Source organism: Bacillus sp. FSL K6-2944 (genome assembly GCF_038005385.1).
Taxonomy (GTDB): domain Bacteria; phylum Bacillota; class Bacilli; order Bacillales; family Bacillaceae_G; genus Bacillus_A; species Bacillus_A cereus.
Genome location: NZ_JBBOTE010000001.1, coordinates 1,215,473 through 1,236,561, shown reverse-complemented (window position 1 = coordinate 1,236,561; position 21,089 = coordinate 1,215,473). Strand labels below are relative to the sequence as shown.

Sequence of the window (21,089 nt, the reverse complement as noted above, 5' to 3'; positions counted from 1 at the left end):
CCCATCGTCCCTCCTCTCTTTAAACTAGTTAATTAAATCTGTAAAGTAACTTTCTTTTTGATCACGTAATCGACTGGAAACGTATTGTCTGCAAACAATTCTTCTTCCATATTTATTGTTTCCAATCGGGATTTTATATTCTTCCTCAGATAACCTTTCCCTACCATGAGTTACATTTGTTTGTTTACCATAGTATGAATTTGGTATAAGTAATAAATCTTCAGATGTAAGTGGAACCTTATAAGTAGGCGTTGTTCGTAAGAGTTCTAAAAACATGTCAAATTTCAATTTTTCTTCTTCACTTTCTCCCACATAAATTAATCTATTTTCCGCTCCATTCAAACAAGTTGCAATAATATCACCATTATCATCTAAAAATATAATTTGGTTTATTTCTCCTACAAATCCCGATATTTCACCATCAGCCATTCCTGCGATATGAGCAATAGGCATTTTACTTACCGCCAATATGTCATCTTTACTGAAGAAATTTTCTTCAAGATGCTTTTGAAGTAATTTTGGCGTTCCAATATGAGTTTGAGTTTTTAAATTTAACACTCCTTTTAATAAAAGAGCATCAACTCTAGTAAATTTTCCACAAGTAATTTCAGACACTATTCGTTCCACGGATTTATTAAGTCTATTTGATACAATTTCTAAATTCGTATTGAATGTTTTCAATCTTGCTTCAATATCTGATTGGTCTTTCATATCTGTATACACTGTGGCATCATTATGTTGATAAAAGTTCCCGCCACCGGTGCTTGCACCGACATTTCGCAAAACTTCATCGTTGTTTAAAGGTGAAATGAGATGAAATCTATTTTTCCCTGCATGTTCGGATGGGTGAATTAAAGCATCATAATTAAAAAGTGTAGCAAAAAGCCATGTGACCCATTCTGCATAAAAATATTTTTTCATTCTATCGTGTTCGTCTTCGCCATAATTAAAACCTCTGCGATTTTCCCCAGGTAATAATGTTTCCATAGGATCACATGGAGTATTTTTAATAAGAGTAGGTGGTACGTTCCCGCCACAATTCGCTATTTTTATCATATGTAGTAGGTTTTTCATATCTGAATTCGGATTTTTCTTTGAATAGTCAATCAAACAATTAAGCCACTCTTTTGAAAAATATGCTGCTATTTCTTGATCACAAGTATAAGGATTATGAGTTTTCAATTCATTTTCTATCAGATTCTTCATTTTATCCTTCAATACATTAGGAATGCTAATTTCTTCAATTTCTGTAATCTGCAGTATTCCTTTATTCATTATAAAACCTCCGTTGTTTTATTTTTTACACCCTATCTTCTATTAAACAAACTATCCACTTCTTTTTTACTCCTTTACTTTTCGTCAGAGCTATTAGAATTACCGATTTACAAATAAAAAACGTGGATTATAAGAGATTTCTTCTTAGGTACATTTCCCCGACGAACCTCTATTGAATTGGTAAATTTAATTTAAAAATCTCTTTCATTTTCTAAAGTTTTCCTAATTTTAAAATCAGAATTTTCAATACAAATATGTTAACATTAAAAATATAACACGAAACCAAAAAATGTAAATGAATAGTTTTTTTATAAAAAATAGTCAGACTATTTATGAAGTAATTCGTATTCCATTGAACAAACTACGGCCCCTCAATTTTATTGATAACAATAAAAAAACCCCTAAATTGATAGAGGAATTTTTTTCAAGTATATTCTATTTTAAAGTTCTTACTTACCTTTTACCCCGCTATTTGCCAGGCAGTAAGACCCCTACCTTAAAATACAGCGGAAGCAAAGAAGTTAGGTGGGGGTTCGGGCTGCCCATAAAAGCAAGATTGGTGAGGGCTGATAATCAGTGGGGATGAACAAAACTCCCCCTGATTAAAGTTTCACTTTATTTTAAAAGATATTGCTGTAACTTCTTTATTAACAGTTCCATCCCGTTTGGACTTACAATAATCTTCCCATTCGCTAACGAAATATTGCTGTCTGAAATATCCCCTGTAAGTGCACAAGCTCTTGGAGATTGATATTTTCGTAAAATAATCTGGTCCTCTTCTATAAACATTTCAAGAGAATCTTTTTCTACAATTCCTAAACTCCGTCTTATTTCCATTGGAATAACAATACGTCCCATGCTATCTGCTTTACGAGTAATTCCTCTTGATTTCATAAAATGCCACCCTTTATATTTATCTAATATTACGGTATTTATTTTAGCAATAAACAACAATTAGGAATAGTTCGTATTACAGTACTTTTTTTAGAAAAAAATAACAATTAGGAATAGTTTATGTTAGAATTCTTTCTTGTTTATTCTTGATCTTTAATATATTTTTCCTTGATCATTTTTATATATTGTTTTCTTTCAGTTAGTTCAAATATAAATAATGCTTTTTTTATGTCTGTTAAACCAACTTCATTAGAGTGCTGAACTTTCAATAAAATTGCACCTTTTTCAAAAAATAATTCACCTAATAAGTATAAAGTATTCATATTTATCGCTAATTTTATACCTATTTCACTATACTTTATTGCTTCTTCATATTGATTTGCAAGGTGTAAACATTTTGTTAACGTATGAATGAGTCTTAATTTGATTTCTTTTTCTCTAGGAAATTCTATCTTATTAAAATTAATTAAACTTTGTTTTAATATATTTATACTTTTCTCATACTCTTCATTTTCTGCATGTATTATAGCAATTGAATTCATTATGCTTATTTCTTTTTCTGATAAAAAGTTACTACTACTTAAGGTTTGTTTTAGTGCTCTATTTAAAATGTCAAAGGCATTACTTGTTGCTCCATTTACATAATATATAGCAATCGCTTCATGCCATAATAGAAATTGTTTATCTTCTTTTGATTGAAAATTATTCTCATCTTTCTCTTTTTTTACTATTTCGTAAAGCTCATTATATTGTTTTTGTTTCACACAATCTCTCATTACACATTTTACATTTTCAATATATTTTATTTTTTTATTTTTGGTTAGTGCGAATATATAATTTGGATCAATACCAAGTCTTTCAGATAATTGATACAACAATATGCTAGATGGATAAATAATACCTTTTTCTATCTTACTAATTTGACTTTGTGAACATATTCCATGACATAATTCAGATTGTGACATGTTTTTTTTCTTTCTAAGTTCTTTAATAATAATACCAAGATTGTAGAATTCCATCTTTCCTCCCTCAAATGTAACACTTTATGAGTATAAGAATATTTCCCAACTTTTAATGTAATGTAAAATTAATATAGTTACAATTACTAATTATATGGATTTATAGTTTCTTTTACAAACTTGTATTACAATACGAGAAATTATTAAAATATGGTTCACTAATAATTAATGGGAGTTTTATCCCCCCACTGATTATTAGTCCACTCCAGGCAGGCTTTTACAGGGAGTTCGACTTCTTTGCCACATCTAAATTTTGAGGTGGGAGTCTTACTATCCGCAAATAGCCTGATTAAAATAAATATGATTTTTCACCTTTATTTCTTTTAATAGTTTTTTTTGATTTTTATATAAATAATTTCGAAGGAGCGTATTTTATGAAAAGAATGTTGACCGAAAGAGAGTTAGAAGTAGCTATTTATGTAGCAAAAGGATATACAGATGCAGAAATTTCCAAAAAAATATATGTTACCCCTCGAAGAATTTCAACGATAATTAATCATATTAAAGAAAAATGGCATATTAATTCTAGAGTGGAATTAGGTATTTTAGTGTATCATTATGGTTTTATAGATGCACCCTTATTTTCAAATAAAGAAAATCATTTATTCGAAAAGGTTGCACAATAATTGGCCAAGTATAATGTGTTTCATTTACAAATAAAAACAGAAAAGTCGCTGAACTTTTATTATTCAAGGTAATTCTGTATTCTGAAGGTAATGGGCATGTATGACTTGCTAAAAGAAAAAATATAGATTGTATTTAGATATTTTAGTAAGACTAATTGTACCAGAAACTTTTAAAATTCCAATAATAGAGGACTCTTTAGACGGTTTATTGAAGGGCTTCAAACGACTTTTAAAAGGTAAAAACATACCTTAGACAATGTTTCTTCCGTAACAGCAAGTATAGCTTTTAATGTAGAAAATCCATCCATTTTGATTAAGCTTTTTTCAAAAAGGGTGGGTTTCTTCAGTTTATAGGAAAGGTATACTTAACTTATAAAGTGAAACTTTAATCATTCAAGCTGCCCGTTAATGCAGGATGAAAAATACAATAAAATAGGTAAAAACGCCATCGCATCTTTACCTATCCTATGGATAAACAGGTTCTCATAAGAAATAGAAAACTTCCCTAAACACTATAAATATATTATTTTAAATTAATTGGTTGTTGTTGAGTAATACAATGGATCATACCACCATTTTTATAAAGCTCTCTTACATCAACCCCCACGACTTTACGATCAGGATAAAGTTTTTGAATCATCTCATTTGCTATTTTATCATTAGGGTCATTATAGTTAGGAACTAAGATAACTTGATTCGCTATATAATAATTAATATATGAACCTTTATAATCAAGTTCCTTTCCGTTTTTTAATGTAACATTATGCTTGCTTAACGGCAGATATACATACTTGTACTTATTACCCTCAGCATCTTTTGCCTGCAACAACTTGTTAATATCTTTATCAGACGTTCCCCATTCAGCTAAATCTTTTTTGTTTAACGTTATAATAGTAGATTTATCGTGGAATTTTGCAAATCCATCAATATGAAAATCAGTAATATCTAAGTTAGGTACTCCATCTAACCAAATAAAATTTGTTACCCCAAGGTCACTAATATATTTTTCAATATCTTTTTCTGACAATTTTGCATTTCTATTTTTATTCGTCACAGCACTTCTAGTTAGTAAAACAGTTCCATTACCATCTAATTCAAATGCGCCACCTTCAAGAACAAATTTATTCCAATCAATTCTTTCAATTCCTAACTGTTTACTAAGATTCTCACGAAGACGAGCATCTTTCTTATATGGTGTTTTCTTTCCCCATCCGTTAAATCCTGGGTCTAATATCTTTAGATTTTTGTCATTATCATAAACAAAAATTGGTCCAGTATCTCTTGTCCATACATCGTCAGTAGGTGCGATAAAGAAATCAATTTTCCCCATATTTACCCCGTGATCTATTAAAACCTCAGTAATTCTTTCTTTTTCTTCTTGATCATATGCAACAATATGAACTTTTTCGCCTTTGCTTAAAGCATTTGTCATTTGAATCCAAATTGGCTCTACTTCTTGCTGATATTTTTGCCCATATGTAAATTCATGAGGCCATTGTAGCCATGTTCCTTCATGTTTGCTTTTTTCATCTGGCATTGTATACTTTCCTACTTGTTTTCGCACCTCTACTTTCTTTATATCTTTTCTTTGCGTTTTTTCAATTTCCTTCGCCTGAACTTGCTCAATCCCTTTCCCTAGAGCATAGCCACTGAAAATAGATGTGGTTAGTATAGCACTCATACACAAATTCGTTATTTTTTTCATTTCTTAACCTCCTCGTATATTAATATTTAAGCCCTATTACAGGCTTAGATTTTCTTCTTAATAAGAGCCCTATAAATAAAAATACTTGGACGTCTCAAGATATTTCTAGATAATGATTGTAGGATCATTTGGGACAATTCTTTCACCTCCTGTGGATTTACCACATTTGAAGAGTGTTTCTCAGTGAACGTGCGGGACTCCCTACTCGCAGGCTGAGCAGCCTGCCCCTCGAACCTAGATGATAGTAGCTCTAGGGCGGCTTTCGATTCAGGACTAGCTCTCATACACGAGGTTGTTGGTCGGCGTACACACTAGAGATATCTCGAGACGTCCAAGAAATGATTCTAATATAGAAGGGAGGTCTCTTACATGAGATTATTTGTTGGTTTAGATGTAAGTTCGTTTGATATGAAAGTTTGCTTTTTAAATGGTGATGGAGAAAAACTGGATTCTTTTTCGGTCAGTAATGACCTACCAGGAGCTACTACACTCAAAGAAAAATTATTACAGTGTGTTGCAGGGAAAGAGGTCGACATCCTTAAGATTGGCCTAGAATCCACCTCTGTTTACAGCTTTCATCCTTCTATGTTTCTTCACCATGATATAGATTTACAGCGTTTTGGAGCAAAAGTATTTCTCCTAAACCCAAAGCAAGTCGCAAATTTTAAGAAAAGCTATTCTGACATGAATAAAACCGATGAGATTGATGCCTATGTCATTGCTGATTACTTACGATTTGGCCGCAATCAAATGTCTATCGTAAAAGAAAGCCAGTACGTGGCACTGCAGCAATTAACTCGATCACGATACCAACTTGTCAAAATGTTAACGAAAGAAAAACAACACTTTCTTCAACACCTAAGTTTTAAATGTAATACATTTTCACAAGAGGTGGATACTTCCGTATTTGGTAGCGCCATGACAGAACTATTTCTTGAAAAATTCAGCTTAGAGGAACTAGCTAATATGCCTTTAGAAGAACTCGCTGAGTTCCTACAGGAAAAAAGTCGAAACCGTTTTGGTGATCCAAAATGCGTAGCAGCATCCATTCAAAAAGCTGTGAAAGCTTCTTATCGCTTGGATAAGGTTGTAGAAGATTCAATAGATGTCATCTTAGGTACATCCATCGCAGTCATTCGTACGTTTCAACAGCAAATCAAGGAATTAGAAAAGTCTATTAAAAAAATCATGGCTGGTTTGACCCAAACACTTGAATCTATTCCTGGAGTAGGTCCTGTTTTCGCTGCCGGTATCATTGCTGAAATTGGCCAAATCGAAAGATTTGACGATGAAACAAAAATAGCCAAATACGCTGGATTATACTGGCGAAAGCACCAATCTGGTCGTTTTACAGCTGAAGATACTTCATTATCCCGTACAGGTAATCATTACTTGCGTTATTACTTAGTTGAAGCCGCCAATTCAGTAAGAAAGCATGTATCAGATTATCAAGAGTATTACGTGAAAAAATATAATGAAGTACCAAAACATCAACACAAACGTGCACTCGTTCTAACCGCAAGAAAATTTGTGCGATTGGTGGATGCGCTACTACGTAGCCACCAACTTTTTACGCCTGGAAGGTGTGTGAAAGAATGACATAAATTTTTGTCATCGCTACCTTTCATTATTTTCCAGTAAATTACATTCGTTACTGGTTTAGTTTCGTGATGCCTTTTTTAAACAAATTGACCTTTGGCAACTTTAAACTTTGTTATTTCTCAGTTGACATACTACCGCAGGTCTTTTCTGTCTTACTGTAAACCTTTACATAGTGTGAAGGTCAAGCTTTTCCGTTCGAATTATTTAAATATTTTAAATGTGAAGTGTAATTTGAATCGAACTCTATACAAAACAAGTAAGAATCAACTATTCCTACTATAATCATTATTTTTTCATAATATCTTACACTCTTTTTTTGTTATCCTTTTTATACCATGTACTGTATTATTTTCGAAAATAATACAGTACATGAAATTTCATATTAAATACATATATATTTCTTCAGTTTATATTTAACTATTCAAAACCAGTTACAATTCTCTCTTTCATTTTCTGTAATACTTCACTGCTCAATACTTTTTGACCAGCAGGAAGTTTTAATATGGCAGCGGCACCTTTACTAAGGTATATTTCTTGATCATTATTTTGATTTACTACCAATATTCCTTGCCCTTCAAATTCGAAATAACTAATATCTTTTGTTTCATTTGTATTATTCTTTATTGCTGTATATAATCCATATAAATCTTTACTTCTATTTTCTCCGCCCGTTCGAATCGGTTCAATATCATTCGCAACAATTAGTCCTTCTGGCTGCTCACCCTTCATAATAAACCACAGCTTTTCATTTGTTGGTAATAGTAAATTCTTAAATTCAGAGCTATTTAAAATTTGCTGTGCTGGAATTGTTGCATAGATTGGTAACGAAAATGGAGATGTTGTTATTTTTTCAAAACTTAAATTTTCAGAAGAACTTCCCTTACTATATTGATAATCTTTTAATGCGATCGATTGTACTGATTCACTTTTATTTTTTGATGCATAACTAATTTTACTAGCGAAAATAATAACGGTCATTAAGCACATGCACGGTATCACAAGCTTAAGTAGTTTTCCCATTTATGAACCCCCGCTTTTAATATTATTAATTTGCATGGATATTATAAACAGTTTCACTCCACCAAAAATTATTATTGTTATGGAACGTACTGAAATTATGATTATAATGATCACCATACCAAGGGTCCATGTACGTTATATAATCTGTTCCATTTGTCCCTTTATAAAATCCATCAAGTACTAGAAAGTGTCCGATGTTAGCTCCATTTTGCCACATAATGAGTGCAATCATCGGCTGATTACTATTAATTTGTCTTTTGAACCAATCATATGATTTTGCTCCAGAACTTATAGCTGAGCTAACACCATATCCTGATAATCCATATTGTATTTCACGTGAAGTTGCAGGATTATTATATGATCCACCCTTAACATACCTAACGTACTGATCTTGTGAAGGAGTTTTCCCAAAATAATTTAAAACTGAAACCGAAGTGCCTGCCCAACACCAATTTGATCTTTCTTGTAATATGTTAGGTACAGATAATTTACGATCTATTGATGTATTTGGAGGATTTCCATTAATATACGCTGACGTTACATATACTTTTTTTCCATCTTTAAAATAATAAAACCAACGATTATCTAAATTTCCTGTCCAGTAATCTTTAACCGCTTCACCATACTCCCATCCTTTAAAAGATACTGTTGTATTTCCGGGAATCACATCTACAATATTTGCATTCAAACTTTTTGCCTCTCTAACATTTACATTCAATGGAGCTGTTGTTCCTGTAAATTCAACTTCCTCTGCTATTATTTTCTGAACACCAATAAAACTAAATGTGAAGAACAATAAAAACATACAAACAATAAAATGCTTTCTTCCCTTCATTTCTCCACCCCTTCATCAGTACTAAAAAACATCAACAATTCATCCTTATTAATTGTTCAAGCTTAATATTACATACTAACGAAAAATGACTTCTCATAAAGTGAAACTTTGATCAGTAGTGGTTTTATTCATCCCCCACTGATTGTTAGTTAAACCAATCGGGCTGCTCTGCAAATAGCGGGATAAATTCCAATACAAAAAAGGAGCCTATAAATTTTTATAGGCTCCTTTTTATTTCGTCGTTATTACTTAGCTAATTCTTTTGTACCCTTCATTACATCAATGAAGAATCCCCAGTTATTCACTACAGAAGAGATACTGATATGTTCATCTGGAGTGTGGACGTTAAAAATGTCTGGTCCGAATGAAATTGCATCTAATTCAGGCATTTTTTGAACGAATGCGCTACACTCAATCCCCGCATGCACAGCGAAGATTTCAATTTCTTTATTGTATTTTTCTTGATGCACTTTTTCAAATAAATTACGAATTTGTGAGTTTGGATTGTATGGCCATTCTGGATACTCTGACTCTATTTCAAATGTAGCACCAACTAATTCAGCAATATATTTGATTTCTTCTGCAACATGTTGTTTTAAACTACTTACAGAACTTCGCACTTCGTTACGTAATTTAATTTCATCTTGCAACGTTTCAATAACGCCTAAATTTGTTGAGCTTTCTACAAGACCTTTAATATCCATGCTCATACTTTGAATGCCATTTGGAATTAAGAATAATGATGAAATAAGCTGCTTTTGTGTCTCTTTAGCAAATACTTTTTCAACTGTTTCATCCAATTTTGTCAGTGTAACATGAACATCTGGATCAACAGCACGCATTTCTTCTTGTAATACACGTGTCCATGATTCTAGTTTTTCTTCTACTTGTCCTACATCTTCTGTACGAATTAAAATTGTAGCTACACTTTCACGCGGAATTGCATTCGTTTTTAATCCGCCGTGAACTTCACTTATGTTAAACTCCGTATGTGCTGATAAATCACGTAATACTCGTCCTAATACTTTGTTCGCATTACCGCGTTGTTTATCAATTTCCATACCAGAATGTCCGCCTTTTAGACCACCAACATATAGACGGTATGCATCCATATTCGCTGGCGTTTCATCCCAAATTACGGGAATTGTTTCAACAGCTTTCGCACCACCTGCACTACTTACAAGTAATTTATGATCTTCTTCAGAATCAATATTTATAAATATCTTTCCTTCAAAATGATTTGGATCAATAGCAAAAGCCCCGCCCATTGTCGTTTCTTCTTCAGTAGTGATAACGACTTCAAGTGCTGGATGCGTAATTTCTTTTGAATCTAATAAAGCTAATGCATACGCAACTGCAATACCATTATCAGCACCTAAAGTTGTTTGATTTGCATATAACATATCCCCAATGATTCTTAATTCAATTGGATCTTTTTCAAAATCATGTACTGTTGCTTGATTTTTTTCGCAAACCATATCCATATGACCTTGAATAATAATAGCTGGTACATTTTCATAACCAGCTGTTGCTTCTTTTTTAATAATGACATTTAATGCTTCATCTTGAATGACTTCTAAGTTACGCTCTTTTGCAAAGCCCACTAAATAATCACTAATTTCCTTTTCATTACCTGATCCTCTAGGAATCTTTGAAATTTCTGCAAAATGATAAAATACAGGGTGCTTTGTTAATTGTTCTAAAGTAGAATACATTTTTCAAGCTCCTTTCAAAATGAAAAAATAGTATGTAAGTCTTTTATCATTATACCATGATTCATTATTTTACCTTTCTTTTAACTTTTATTGTTCATTTTATGTAAAACACTCTTACAACATTGTAAGGGCATTGTAATCTATATCGATTTTTCTCATTTAATAATAGCCGTATACTTTTTAAAGAAACACATTAAAGGAGATAAAGAAAATGAAAAAGTTTTTAGCAATTATTACACTATGTTTATTATTTTCTAGTTTTACTATTGGCTGTGAGAGAGCGTCACTAAATAGAATTGGTAAAGATGTATATTACATGCAGATAAAAGGCGAAGGAACTATCGAAAAGGTAGATGGTAGAAACTTACGAAACTATACGCTGCCCGCATATGATGAAGATGGCGTCAAAAAACAAATTACATTTAGAAGTACAAAAAAAGAAAACAATCATAAATTAAATGCAGACGCGTTTTTACGCCTTTATGTAGATCAAGATGATAATAATAAAAATGAAATATCATCAATTGAAGTAAAGTCCTATGAAGAGATTCAGAAAGCAGATTTGCCTGAAAAAATAAGAGAAAAGTTTACTATTAAATAAAAAAAAAGAAAATGCTCTATGCATTTTCTTTTGTTCTTTTCACCTGTATATATTTTGAACTACTATTATTCATCAGTTTCTCTAACCGATTTATATTCTCCGTTAATGCACCTTTCACAAGAGAGAAATCTGTATTTGATTCTTCTTTTTTTTCTTTAAAAAACGAAGACTTTTGCACATTGACTTCAGCCATCTCTTCTCCCCCTTTTCAAAAAGATACAACCTTTTATTTATATTATATAGCAAATGTAGAAAGAGTGTACACTTATGATTTTCTTTTTAATTCTTCTTCTAATTCTTCTACTTGCTGCAACGTATCCCCTTTTATTAAAGAGAAATCTGTTGTATCTTCGTTACCTTCTTTAAAAAAATCATTGTCATAATCTTTTACCACTACAATCACCTCTACATGCTAGTGTAGGAATGATTGTCCAATTTTATTCAACTTTGTCGGATTTTGTTTTTAATTTATGTATAGAAGAAAAGGACAGAAAAAGATTCTGTCCTTATTTACTAAAATAACTATGATGTATTGTTAAATTATATACATTTTCAAAATCCCGATCTTGCAGGTTATTTTTCTTTCCATCAATAACAATGAAAACGTCACTTACTATTTTTGCTGGTATAATCCCGACATTTTCTACTTGCACCGCTTTCTGCTCATTCAATTGCTCGATATGTTCTAACGGAACGATAATACTAAATTGCGAGCGAATACCACGAAAGTTTGTATTTAACTCTTTCGCGGCTTCAAAAACAACAATTTTCGCGCCAATCTTTTCCCCATATGAATCTAAAAATGCATTTAAGCTCTTTGTATATTCCTCTTCCGTATGCCATTCCATCGTACCGAATACTGCTGGATTAACATTTTGAATAATTGTCGTGTATATTTCCCCTCTCGCTTTAGATGCAATTAATGATCGTTTTATTGATTGAACTGTCTTGCCAATATCGCTAAATTTCGCACCCCATATTTCTGAAATATTAGGCGTTAAAATGAACGCAATATCAACAAAAATAACCATTGCAGTAAACATTAAAAGATTTTTCCAGAGGGTTAAATCAATTCCTTTTATCATGAAATACACGGTGACAGATATGATAAACAAACCATACCAAGTCTTTCTAATACGTTGCTTTTTCTCCTCGTACAACTCCTCATTTTTCCAATAAAAGAAAACAAGAACTACAAAGACAATCGCTAAAACAAATAAGCCAATTCGAATGTTAGAGATCATTAATCACATCACCCTCCATTCAAAAACTACTCACGATATCATTACATGCGCAAGCTGCTCTCTTTATGACAAAAGACGTGGACAAGCTTCTAAAATTAGCTACATCGCATATATATTAGAAAGTACCACGTCTTTTATCCTGTTATTTGTGGGAAATAAGACCCCTACTGATTAAAATTTCACTTTACCATGAGTCTATATTGTATATGTAGACAAGCATTCATTTCAAATTTTCGTATTAAAAAGAAATATGTTTCGGAATTTCCCCTTCAGGTACTTCTCCATCCATACTTAAATAATAATGACGAATCGGACATAAGTTTTCGTCTAATTCATAAACAAGCGGAATGCTAGTGGGAATATTTAATGAAACTACACCATCACTTGAAAGGTTGTCTAAATATTTTACTAGCGAGCGAATTGTGTTACCGTGTGATGAAATAATTACTTTATTACCACTTTTTAATGTCGGCGCAATTTCTGAATGCCAATAAGCAAGTACTCTCTTCTCCGTATCCTCTAAACATTCAGTTAATGGAAATTCACCTTTTTTGAGTGTTTTATATCTTGGATCGGTCGCTTCATATCGAGGATCGTCTTCAGTAAGAGCCGGTGGTCTTACATCAACACTTCTTCTCCAAATATGAACTTGCTCCTCACCATATTTTTGTGCAGTTTCATCTTTATTCAGCCCTTGCAATGCACCATAATGTCTTTCATTTAGCTTCCAAGATTTATGTATTGGAACCCAAGTAAGATCCATCTCATGAAGTACAATCCATAACGTCCGAATTGCGCGTTTTAATACTGATGTATAAGCCACATCAAAAGTATATCCGTTTTTCTTTAATATTGCTCCTGCTTCTCTCGCTTCACTTAATCCATTCTCTGATAGATCAACATCTGTCCATCCCGTAAAGCGATTTTCAAGATTCCATAAGCTTTGTCCGTGACGAATAAGTACAAGTTTTATCATTATAATTCCCCTTTCGGAAATGTGAATTTTATTGTTCCATTGCGTACACGTATAAAGTATCTAGTAATGTATCTTTTTATCCATTCACTCTATGACCAAATCATAGTTGCCAAATGTATGGATAAAATTTGTTCTTTTTCAAACGATAAAAACAGAAGTTTTTTCATTATTTTTGATCGACTGGTATTTCACGTTTGGATATCCAAGCATCAAAACCTGATCGGCTATTTGCCATTTCATTCATAACTTGGTGCCAATTGTCCTCACATGATTCACCAAATTTTGAAAAAATAGCACCCATTTGTTGTCTTTGTACATCACTCAGTTTTTTCTCTAAATCTGTACCTTTTTCTGTTAAAGACAACTGTTTCACACGTCGATCATGCATAGCTTCATTACTCTCAATTAAGCCCTTTTCCACAAGTTGACGTAGCGGTCCGTGGAGAGCTTGTTTACTTATTTCTAATAGTGATAATAACTCATTTACACTTATCCCTGGAAAACGTGCGATAAAAAATAAAATTCGATGATGTACTCGTTGAATGCCATATTCTTTTATAATTTCATCTGGCTTTTCAGTAAATGTTTTATATGCAAAATAAAATAATGCTAATGCCTCATTCATCTGTTCTTCTTTATGTTGTGTCATCTACTTTCCCCCTGTATGTAAATTATACCACAATCTAGTAATGAATATTTTAATCAACGCATTAGAACTTATTTAGTCTATTGAAACATTCATTGCACAATTAGGAGATGATTCATTTGAAAAAACAATATACTGTAAGTACATATTTATTGGATAGACTACATGAATTAGGAATTGAACATATATTTGGGGTTCCTGGTGATTATAATCTTGCCTTTTTAGATGATGTGGTAGCACATGAAAATTTAAAGTGGATTGGCAATTGTAACGAATTAAATGCTGCATATGCAGCAGATGGGTACGCTCGCATAAAAGGAATCGCTGCTCTTATTTACTACTTTCGGTGTCGGAGAATTAAGCGCCATTAACGGTATTGCTGGCTCATATGCAGAAAACGTGCCAGTTATAAAAATCACGGGTACGCCACCAACAAAAGTAATGGAAAATGGAGCAATCGTCCATCATACGTTAGGCGATGGAAAGTTCGATCACTTTTCCAATATGTATCGAGAAATCACTGTGGCACAAACAAATGTAACACCTGAGCATGCAGCTGAGGAAATTGACCGTGTATTACGTGCATGTTGGAATGAAAAACGCCCTGTTCATATTAATTTGCCAATTGATGTGTATAATAAACCAATTAATAAACCGACAGAACCTATTATAAATAAACCTATTTTAAGTAATAAAGAAGCATTAAATAAAACGCTTCTACATGCCATTTCAAAAATAAATAGTGCCAAAAAACCTGTTATTTTAGCTGATTTTGAAGTAGATCGATTTCACGCTAAAGAAAATTTACATCAATTCGTAGAAAAAACTGGGTTTCCCATCGCGACGTTAAGTATGGGAAAAGGAATATTCCCAGAAAAACACCCTCAATTTATAGGGATTTATACTGGTGATGTAAGTTCTCCGTACTTGCGAAAAAGAATTGATGAATCTGATTGTATTATTAGTATTGGTGTGAAGTTAACTGATACTATTACAGGCGGCTTCACACAAGGTTTTACAAAAGAACAAGTTATAGAAATCCATCCCTACACTGTGAAAATTATAGATAAAAAATACGGTCCAGTTGTAATGCAGGATGTTTTACAACATTTAAGTGATTCAATTGCGCATCGTAATAAAGATACCCTTGACGTTAAGCCATTTATTTTAGAATCCTCACCTTTTACTGAAGAGTTCATTCCAAAAGCACAAATGGTCACACAAAAACGTTTTTGGCAGCAAATGTACCATTTCTTACAAGAAAACGACGTCTTAATTGTAGAGCAAGGAACACCTTTCTTTGGTAGTGCTGCTATCCCTCTACCTAATAACACTGCATATGTAGGACAACCGTTATGGGGATCTATCGGATATACACTGCCCGCTCTACTTGGTACACAGCTCGCCAATTTATCACGGCGCAACATTTTAATTATTGGTGATGGTTCTTTCCAAGTAACTGCCCAAGAGTTATCAACTATATTACGTCAAAATTTAAAACCGATTATATTTTTAATCAATAACAACGGATACACCGTTGAACGTGCCATTCACGGCCAAAACCAACTTTATAATGATATACAAATGTGGGATTACAATAAACTATCAATGGTATTTGGGGCAGAAGAAAAAAGTCTAACATTTAAAGTAGAAAATGAAGCAGAATTAGCAGCAGTCTTAACAAATATAACTTTTAATAAGAATCAACTTATCTTTATTGAAGTTATAATGAGCCAAAGCGATCAACCTGAATTGTTAGCTAAACTCGGAAAAAGATTTGGTCAGCAAAATTCTTAATATAAAAGCATAACCTAATTATACAATTGATAGTGTAAAACTTGTTTTGAGAATAGTTTCGACACTCAAAATACATAAGGAAAAGGATGGAAAGCACCATCCTTTTCTATTTTAAGAGCGTTCTTCGACTAACGCCCCGTGCGACAAGCAAAAATTCTTAATCCATCTTTAACTTTATAGCTTTTGTCGCAATAAATGTTTTAATATGCTTATCTAATATCCTTGTTCCACCAAAATCATCCTCATAAAAACCTGTTATAGCAAAACCAGCTTCAATTTGGCCTTGGATTTGGTCTTCTAAAGTATGCGCATATTCTATTGTTTGATTTGAATCGATGTAATCTTGAACTTCATCCTCTGGTAAATAATCCAATGTTGATGAAGGAATTGAATGTTTAACATCAAGAATACCTTTTTGCTCTTGGTTATCATCAAAAATCCATAGTAACGGATTTGTAAATCCAGCAATAAGAATACCTTTATTCTTTAAAACCCTAGAAACTTCATTCCATACAAGATGAACATCTTTTACAAACAAAAATAAGCTACGCTTTTTCTTTTTTATTCAGGAAGAGTTAACTGCCAAGATACACCATACTTATCATTTAACCAGCCAAACTTTTTACTAAACGGATAAGAACCTAAAGGCATAAGAATTGCTCCATCCTGCGCTAGTTTATGAAAGACCGTTTCAATTTCTTCTTCTGTCTCACAAGTTACATAAAGAGACATAGCTGGAGTGAATGTAAAATTATGATTTACATAACTATCAATACACATAAACTCTTGGCCATTTAGCGTAAAAGTTGCATGAATTACAGTTCCCTCTTTACCAGGTCCATTTTCATCGTAGCGAGAAATACTTACAATTTCCGATTGATCAAATAGCGACGTATAAAAATTCATTGCTTCCTCAGCTTTGCCTTCAAACATTAAAAACGTAGTAATTTTTTGATTTGTGTTACTCATATGGAGACAGCCCCTTGTTATATATTTATGTAAAACATAAGTCGGCAAAAAACCGAACGTACATTCCTATAAGTGTATTGTCTATAAAAACGATGAGTTTGTCAATTATCTACTTTATTATTTCTTCTTAAATAATGCTGTCCAAAGAAATGATTCTCCAAACATTTCTTTCGGTTGTTTCATTTGTTTCATCCTTCTAATCTCAATTACCTCAAATTCTTTAAATATCTCTCTTAACTTTTCTTCCGAGTATGCAAGACCACCTTGTAGACTCCATCCTCTATATACATCCCAATCTGTTATTTCCGATCCATTTCGCTCATCTAAATCGCCTGCCGCAAAACATGTTAATCCGAAATAACCACCCGATTTTAATGAGTTTTTAATTAAATCCACATAATTTATTCTTCTATGCGGTGGAATGTGATGCAAACAGCCCGAATCGTATACAAAATCAAATTCGTTTTGAACCTCTAAATTAAAAATTGAATCACAAATAAAATGAATTGCTACCCCTTTTGCCAATGCCCTTTCTTTAGCCCAATTAATGCCTTCTACAGATAAATCCACTGCTGTTACATCAAATCCTTGAGTCGCTAAATAAATGGCATTTCTACCTGGACCACATCCAAGTTCTAATACCTTCCCTTTTGAAACTCTCTCTTTTTGTATATACGAAACTAGATTCTCATCTGGAACATTTTCAAAAAACGGAACATCCTTTTCTCTATTCTCATAAAAATCATTCCAAAATGGTTCTGCAGGTCTTAATAATGAATCAAGCATTTTTAAAATGTCTTCTTGTGTGTGTAACGTTTCAGTTTTCATTAATACCCCTCCATAAATTAATAGTCAGAAAATTATTATATATCTTTTCGAACTTTCAAACAAAGAAAAAACTCCTATATTCAATAGGAGTTTTTGTCTTTAAAATCCGAGTACAGCTAACCATTTTAACAATTTCTCTTCTCGCGCTTTTAAATCATCATTCCTAAACTTGCCTAGTTGTATTTCACTAACAACTTCTCCGTCCTCCATAAAAAGAACTCTTTCTGTTTTCTCTGCTACCTATACAACATGAGTCACTTAAGAAGGTTACTTTGCTGAAAAATAAAGCCGATTTCGTTAAGGGATATTTTTGCTAACGCCTCTTCTTTCATACATGTTATTTCATACAATCATACTTTTCTAATAAAATAACGCTTTTGTTCACTTTTTTGATACATTTACGAAACATTCATGTGTTACCTTCATTAAGTTCTTTTCTTTTTATAATGTCGTGTGAGATATACCAACAGAGGAAGCCCTAGATCCCCTAATCCTAGGGCTTTTTTATAAGAATTTTATACATTTTATTATTTCCACTAACTCTTTAAATTGTATATACATAATATAAAACTTTCATGTTGTTATATTTTTTGATGGCCTCTTATCTTTCCTTAAAAGGCTTTTTTTCAAATAACGCTTTTATTTAATTTATATTTAAAAAGTTCCTTTTCATAAAGACTTCCCTTATATGCTATACTCATTCTTAAATAATTGTATAAGGAATGTTAAAAATGGATGATAGATCGTCAAGACAATGGAAATTGCGACAAAAGTTAAGAGCACTGAAAACCAAAAACAACAATGACACAAACCCTTTGTTTAGTGAATGCCTTGAATCCCTAGGAAACGAAACTCTCATTTTCTCCCAAGAAAAAAGCCAGCAGATTGCTATTATTTTAATGAATTCATTTCCTATAACTGTCTCGGGAAGAATAGATTGGGAACAGATAGATAACCAATTCATAGCTTCGAACAAAGAACAACTAATTTCCCTTATTAGAGCAAACCAACTAGATTTTGACGAACAGATTTTTATAATATGGGATAACTATGAAATCCCTGTAGTAAGTACAAATCTTGATAAAGTATTCCAATCATTAGTTGACGTTGATGCAGTCCGTTTTTATTACTGGATATTAGACAAAGAATATAGATTCGTAATTGAAATAAATGATAAAGAATTGATTAGGATTGGGTTTCGCTAATACTCTAAGCATATGAAGCTAGTTCCCTTCATTTCTTAATATTTTCTTCGTCACCACCGCTATTATTATCATTATGAAACTTATAGCTAATATAGGTAAATAAATTTTCGTACTGAATCCTTCAAACATAAAACCATATACGACTTGCCCAATTGGTGCCATACATTGAGATACCGCTGTTATAATTGCCATTACTTTTCCTAGATTTTCATTTGGTGTTTTCTTTTGGACTACAGTAATCACATAGATGGATACAATTGTCATAATCATTGCGATTAGAAGAGAAGAAAGTATAAAGAGGATAAATGGTGGATAGTATCCTAAATTAAGAGTAAACGGTGTAACTGATAGTGCCACTGGTATAACTAATAAAGCTATGATAAGCATCCAATTATATAATGTTTTCATCTGTAACTTTTTAGCAAAGAAACCGATTGACAATGCCCCTAATATGGTTGCAAAATCAATTAATCCCATTCCAATTCCATACATCGTATCGCTACTCTGCATAGTTACTCGTAATATAATAGGTCCTCCAACAACAAATAACGGTGTCAAAATTAAGTTTAGTAAAGCTGCAAGTAACATAGCCTTCAAAATAAAAGATTGCTTTAAAACATAAAGAAAACCTTCTTTCATATCTTTTATAATTGTCGGTATGATATGGCTTTCTTGCGCTCTTTTTATAAAAGGTATTGTAATAAACATTTCTAAAATTGCAGATAAAAAGAAAGCAAGACAACTTATTATGACGAGCATTTTCAAACCAATTATGCCATATAATATTCCTCCTAGTACAGGTGCAACTATATTAGATAATGCTTGCACACCATTTATGATACCGTTTGCTTGTTCTAACTTTTTCTCTGGAACTAATTGCGGAATACTTGCCATAACAACTGGTGCGTACATTGCACTAACGACTGCTAGTAAAAACATAATTGTTCCAATCAATAAAATAGATACCGATTCAGTTAATAACAAAACTATAAAGCTTAATACAATAGCAGCGTTTATAAAATCCAAAATGACCATTACATTACGGCGGTTGAAACGATCTGCTATCGCTCCGCCAAGAGGAGCTAACAAAAACGGGATACTCGTTATGGCATATAACCCTGCAAATATATCGGCACGTCCTGTTATATCTAGCACATATAAAGACAGTGCAAAACGTAATAGTGTTGAACCTAAAATAGTAATAATTTGACCACTTACCATTAAGTGAAAATCTTTCAAGGAAGATTGAATACTTGCTGGCATCCTCATCACATCCTTCATTTAGTCTAGACCGACTGCCGGTCTATAACACCCAAACAGAAAAAAGCTATTTCTGTTTCATTAAAACCTCGATCATATAATCAAAGGACCCTTCTTTCGCTCCAACAGATACTTCCATCATTTTAATATAAGCCTTAGCTCTTCTCATCATTTCTTCCGGTTTCCACTGAAATAAACCATCATCAAATATGACTTGTGCTGAAGAGAGTAATAATTCAATTGTTTCTTGTGGGTATGGAGTATAAAATATGCCTTCTTCTATTCCTTGCTCTAAAACTTCCGTTAATACAGGAGATAAATGTATAATGGATTGCACTAAACTTTTCTGATGCATTTCTGCATTATTTGGTTGATGGAATTGTTCAATCATTTTTTCTTTGACATCTCCTGATTTTGGTGATTGTTCCATTAAAATTTTAAATAACTTATCTAAAACGTGGATATCGGGATTGGAGACAATCCTTTTCGCCTTAGTGACATCCTCTTTAATAATCCTCATAATGATTTCATCCATTACTTCCTCCTTCGACTTAAAATAATGATAAAACGTCCCCTTTGCTATACCAATTTCTTTTAAAATATCATTCACGGTTGTTTTCGTATAACCTTTCGTAAGAAACAAACGCTCAGCTGTTTCTAAAATTTCCTTTCTACGCTCCTCATACTCCTTTACAATTCGCATTCAAGTTCTCCTTCCCACCAGACCGACTGTCGGTCTATTAAAATTATATGTTTAGTTTGCAAAAAGTTTCCTATTATCGTACATATACAACACCATACTTTCTATTTCCTTTATAAATTTTTATTTTTTAACGTCCGCTCAATTTGTTTAAAACGTATCTCATGTTTCT

The 21,089-nt window shown here is 32.5% G+C and carries 20 protein-coding genes and 3 pseudogenes; 5 read left to right on the top strand and 18 right to left on the bottom strand.

The window, feature by feature from the left end:
- Window positions 1-24 precede the first annotated feature (24 nt).
- The 3 genes from MHH55_RS06415 to MHH55_RS06405 all read right to left on the bottom strand — a co-directional run bounded on the left by MHH55_RS06415 (window position 25) and on the right by MHH55_RS06405 (window position 3,188).
- The gene (locus MHH55_RS06415) at window positions 25-1,275 is read right to left on the bottom strand and encodes a hypothetical protein (RefSeq protein WP_001032360.1); all 1,251 of its coding nucleotides are present in this window, start codon (window positions 1,273-1,275) and stop codon (window positions 25-27) included.
- Window positions 1,276-1,890: 615 nt separating this feature from the next.
- Window positions 1,891-2,169, bottom strand: coding sequence for an AbrB/MazE/SpoVT family DNA-binding domain-containing protein (locus MHH55_RS06410; protein WP_000842216.1), 279 nt, complete (start codon window positions 2,167-2,169; stop codon window positions 1,891-1,893).
- A 140-nt stretch (window positions 2,170-2,309) separates the two neighbouring features.
- Window positions 2,310-3,188, bottom strand: a complete 879-nt coding sequence (locus tag MHH55_RS06405; protein WP_340880512.1) for a helix-turn-helix domain-containing protein — start codon at window positions 3,186-3,188, stop codon at window positions 2,310-2,312.
- 374 nt (window positions 3,189-3,562) lie between these two features.
- Between MHH55_RS06405 and MHH55_RS06400 the strand changes: the two genes are divergently transcribed.
- The gene (locus MHH55_RS06400) at window positions 3,563-3,814 is read left to right on the top strand and encodes a response regulator transcription factor (RefSeq protein ID WP_048538843.1); all 252 of its coding nucleotides are present in this window, start codon (window positions 3,563-3,565) and stop codon (window positions 3,812-3,814) included.
- 523 nt (window positions 3,815-4,337) lie between these two features.
- Here the strand turns inward: MHH55_RS06400 and MHH55_RS06395 are convergent.
- Window positions 4,338-5,519 carry an agmatine deiminase family protein gene (locus MHH55_RS06395; protein ID WP_100651609.1) on the bottom strand — a complete coding sequence of 394 codons (1,182 nt, stop codon included), beginning with the start codon at window positions 5,517-5,519 and terminating at the stop codon, window positions 4,338-4,340.
- Window positions 5,520-5,888: 369 nt separating this feature from the next.
- On the opposite strand from MHH55_RS06395, the gene MHH55_RS06390 reads away from it, so the two are divergent.
- Window positions 5,889-7,118: an IS110 family transposase gene (locus MHH55_RS06390; RefSeq protein WP_340880302.1), complete on the top strand. Its 1,230-nt coding sequence runs from the start codon at window positions 5,889-5,891 to the stop codon at window positions 7,116-7,118.
- A 420-nt stretch (window positions 7,119-7,538) separates the two neighbouring features.
- Here the strand turns inward: MHH55_RS06390 and MHH55_RS06385 are convergent, their stop codons facing one another.
- The 3 genes from MHH55_RS06385 to pepD all read right to left on the bottom strand — a co-directional run bounded on the left by MHH55_RS06385 (window position 7,539) and on the right by pepD (window position 10,691).
- Window positions 7,539-8,141 (bottom strand): hypothetical protein, encoded by a 603-nt coding sequence (locus MHH55_RS06385; protein WP_074554409.1) that lies wholly within the window; start codon window positions 8,139-8,141, stop codon window positions 7,539-7,541.
- Between the two features lie 25 nt (window positions 8,142-8,166).
- A complete protein-coding gene (locus tag MHH55_RS06380; protein ID WP_000678369.1) occupies window positions 8,167-8,976 on the bottom strand; it encodes a papain-like cysteine protease family protein in 810 nt (269 codons plus the stop codon).
- A gap of 245 nt (window positions 8,977-9,221) precedes the next feature.
- Window positions 9,222-10,691, bottom strand: coding sequence for a beta-Ala-His dipeptidase (gene pepD, locus MHH55_RS06375; protein WP_000287548.1), 1,470 nt, complete (start codon window positions 10,689-10,691; stop codon window positions 9,222-9,224).
- A 211-nt stretch (window positions 10,692-10,902) separates the two neighbouring features.
- Between pepD and MHH55_RS06370 the strand changes: the two genes are divergently transcribed.
- Complete coding sequence (locus MHH55_RS06370; RefSeq protein ID WP_000713869.1) at window positions 10,903-11,292, top strand: YxeA family protein; 390 nt, start codon at window positions 10,903-10,905, stop codon at window positions 11,290-11,292.
- A gap of 16 nt (window positions 11,293-11,308) precedes the next feature.
- Here MHH55_RS06370 and spoIISB read toward each other — a convergent pair whose 3' ends face one another.
- The 5 genes from spoIISB to MHH55_RS06345 all read right to left on the bottom strand — a co-directional run bounded on the left by spoIISB (window position 11,309) and on the right by MHH55_RS06345 (window position 14,161).
- On the bottom strand, window positions 11,309-11,485 hold the full coding sequence (gene spoIISB / locus MHH55_RS06365; protein WP_000852629.1) for a stage II sporulation protein SB: 177 nt from the start codon (window positions 11,483-11,485) through the stop codon (window positions 11,309-11,311).
- Between the two features lie 72 nt (window positions 11,486-11,557).
- Window positions 11,558-11,686 (bottom strand): hypothetical protein, encoded by a 129-nt coding sequence (locus MHH55_RS06360; protein ID WP_000237819.1) that lies wholly within the window; start codon window positions 11,684-11,686, stop codon window positions 11,558-11,560.
- A gap of 112 nt (window positions 11,687-11,798) precedes the next feature.
- Window positions 11,799-12,536, bottom strand: coding sequence for a type II toxin-antitoxin system SpoIISA family toxin (locus MHH55_RS06355; RefSeq protein ID WP_000624977.1), 738 nt, complete (start codon window positions 12,534-12,536; stop codon window positions 11,799-11,801).
- Between the two features lie 238 nt (window positions 12,537-12,774).
- Window positions 12,775-13,512, bottom strand: coding sequence for a 2,3-diphosphoglycerate-dependent phosphoglycerate mutase (gene gpmA, locus MHH55_RS06350; protein ID WP_078187382.1), 738 nt, complete (start codon window positions 13,510-13,512; stop codon window positions 12,775-12,777).
- 166 nt (window positions 13,513-13,678) lie between these two features.
- Window positions 13,679-14,161 carry a MarR family winged helix-turn-helix transcriptional regulator gene (locus MHH55_RS06345; RefSeq protein ID WP_000191888.1) on the bottom strand — a complete coding sequence of 161 codons (483 nt, stop codon included), beginning with the start codon at window positions 14,159-14,161 and terminating at the stop codon, window positions 13,679-13,681.
- 107 nt (window positions 14,162-14,268) lie between these two features.
- Between MHH55_RS06345 and MHH55_RS06340 the strand changes: the two are divergent.
- Window positions 14,269-15,955 (top strand): annotated as a pseudogene (locus MHH55_RS06340) (alpha-keto acid decarboxylase family protein).
- A 157-nt stretch (window positions 15,956-16,112) separates the two neighbouring features.
- Here MHH55_RS06340 and MHH55_RS06335 read toward each other — a convergent pair.
- From MHH55_RS06335 to MHH55_RS36380, 4 genes and pseudogenes are all read right to left on the bottom strand, one after another.
- Window positions 16,113-16,493 (bottom strand): annotated as a pseudogene (locus MHH55_RS06335) (SAM-dependent methyltransferase); the annotation flags it as partial.
- Between the two features lie 23 nt (window positions 16,494-16,516).
- Complete coding sequence (locus MHH55_RS06330; RefSeq protein ID WP_078187383.1) at window positions 16,517-16,924, bottom strand: VOC family protein; 408 nt, start codon at window positions 16,922-16,924, stop codon at window positions 16,517-16,519.
- Between the two features lie 117 nt (window positions 16,925-17,041).
- Complete coding sequence (locus MHH55_RS06325; RefSeq protein WP_025688183.1) at window positions 17,042-17,752, bottom strand: class I SAM-dependent methyltransferase; 711 nt, start codon at window positions 17,750-17,752, stop codon at window positions 17,042-17,044.
- A 99-nt stretch (window positions 17,753-17,851) separates the two neighbouring features.
- Window positions 17,852-17,992, bottom strand: a pseudogene (locus tag MHH55_RS36380) (ABC transporter ATP-binding protein); the annotation flags it as partial.
- Window positions 17,993-18,483: 491 nt separating this feature from the next.
- Between MHH55_RS36380 and MHH55_RS06315 the strand changes: the two are divergent.
- On the top strand, window positions 18,484-18,957 hold the full coding sequence (locus MHH55_RS06315) for a CDI toxin immunity protein (RefSeq protein ID WP_130055558.1): 474 nt from the start codon (window positions 18,484-18,486) through the stop codon (window positions 18,955-18,957).
- A gap of 18 nt (window positions 18,958-18,975) precedes the next feature.
- Here MHH55_RS06315 and MHH55_RS06310 read toward each other — a convergent pair whose 3' ends face one another.
- Window positions 18,976-20,220: an MFS transporter gene (locus MHH55_RS06310; RefSeq protein ID WP_134207937.1), complete on the bottom strand. Its 1,245-nt coding sequence runs from the start codon at window positions 20,218-20,220 to the stop codon at window positions 18,976-18,978.
- Window positions 20,221-20,284: 64 nt separating this feature from the next.
- Window positions 20,285-20,920, bottom strand: a complete 636-nt coding sequence (locus MHH55_RS06305) for a TetR/AcrR family transcriptional regulator (protein ID WP_001223578.1) — start codon at window positions 20,918-20,920, stop codon at window positions 20,285-20,287.
- Between the last annotated feature and the right edge of the window lie 169 nt (window positions 20,921-21,089).

Excerpts from the sequence above, each read along its gene's own strand:
- MHH55_RS06415 (WP_001032360.1), bottom strand. The coding sequence starts at position 1,275 with ATGAATAAAGGAATACTGCAGATTACAGAAATTGAAGAAATTAGCATT.
- MHH55_RS06410 (WP_000842216.1), bottom strand. The coding sequence starts at position 2,169 with ATGAAATCAAGAGGAATTACTCGTAAAGCAGATAGCATGGGACGTATT.
- MHH55_RS06405 (WP_340880512.1), bottom strand. The coding sequence starts at position 3,188 with ATGGAATTCTACAATCTTGGTATTATTATTAAAGAACTTAGAAAGAAA.
- MHH55_RS06400 (WP_048538843.1), top strand. The coding sequence starts at position 3,563 with ATGAAAAGAATGTTGACCGAAAGAGAGTTAGAAGTAGCTATTTATGTA.
- MHH55_RS06395 (WP_100651609.1), bottom strand. The coding sequence starts at position 5,519 with ATGAAAAAAATAACGAATTTGTGTATGAGTGCTATACTAACCACATCT.
- MHH55_RS06390 (WP_340880302.1), top strand. The coding sequence starts at position 5,889 with ATGAGATTATTTGTTGGTTTAGATGTAAGTTCGTTTGATATGAAAGTT.
- MHH55_RS06385 (WP_074554409.1), bottom strand. The coding sequence starts at position 8,141 with ATGGGAAAACTACTTAAGCTTGTGATACCGTGCATGTGCTTAATGACC.
- MHH55_RS06380 (WP_000678369.1), bottom strand. The coding sequence starts at position 8,976 with ATGAAGGGAAGAAAGCATTTTATTGTTTGTATGTTTTTATTGTTCTTC.
- pepD (WP_000287548.1), bottom strand. The coding sequence starts at position 10,691 with ATGTATTCTACTTTAGAACAATTAACAAAGCACCCTGTATTTTATCAT.
- MHH55_RS06370 (WP_000713869.1), top strand. The coding sequence starts at position 10,903 with ATGAAAAAGTTTTTAGCAATTATTACACTATGTTTATTATTTTCTAGT.
- spoIISB (WP_000852629.1), bottom strand. The coding sequence starts at position 11,485 with ATGGCTGAAGTCAATGTGCAAAAGTCTTCGTTTTTTAAAGAAAAAAAA.
- MHH55_RS06355 (WP_000624977.1), bottom strand. The coding sequence starts at position 12,536 with ATGATCTCTAACATTCGAATTGGCTTATTTGTTTTAGCGATTGTCTTT.
- gpmA (WP_078187382.1), bottom strand. The coding sequence starts at position 13,512 with ATGATAAAACTTGTACTTATTCGTCACGGACAAAGCTTATGGAATCTT.
- MHH55_RS06345 (WP_000191888.1), bottom strand. The coding sequence starts at position 14,161 with ATGACACAACATAAAGAAGAACAGATGAATGAGGCATTAGCATTATTT.
- MHH55_RS06330 (WP_078187383.1), bottom strand. The coding sequence starts at position 16,924 with ATGAGTAACACAAATCAAAAAATTACTACGTTTTTAATGTTTGAAGGC.
- MHH55_RS06325 (WP_025688183.1), bottom strand. The coding sequence starts at position 17,752 with ATGAAAACTGAAACGTTACACACACAAGAAGACATTTTAAAAATGCTT.
- MHH55_RS06315 (WP_130055558.1), top strand. The coding sequence starts at position 18,484 with ATGGATGATAGATCGTCAAGACAATGGAAATTGCGACAAAAGTTAAGA.
- MHH55_RS06310 (WP_134207937.1), bottom strand. The coding sequence starts at position 20,220 with ATGCCAGCAAGTATTCAATCTTCCTTGAAAGATTTTCACTTAATGGTA.
- MHH55_RS06305 (WP_001223578.1), bottom strand. The coding sequence starts at position 20,920 with ATGCGAATTGTAAAGGAGTATGAGGAGCGTAGAAAGGAAATTTTAGAA.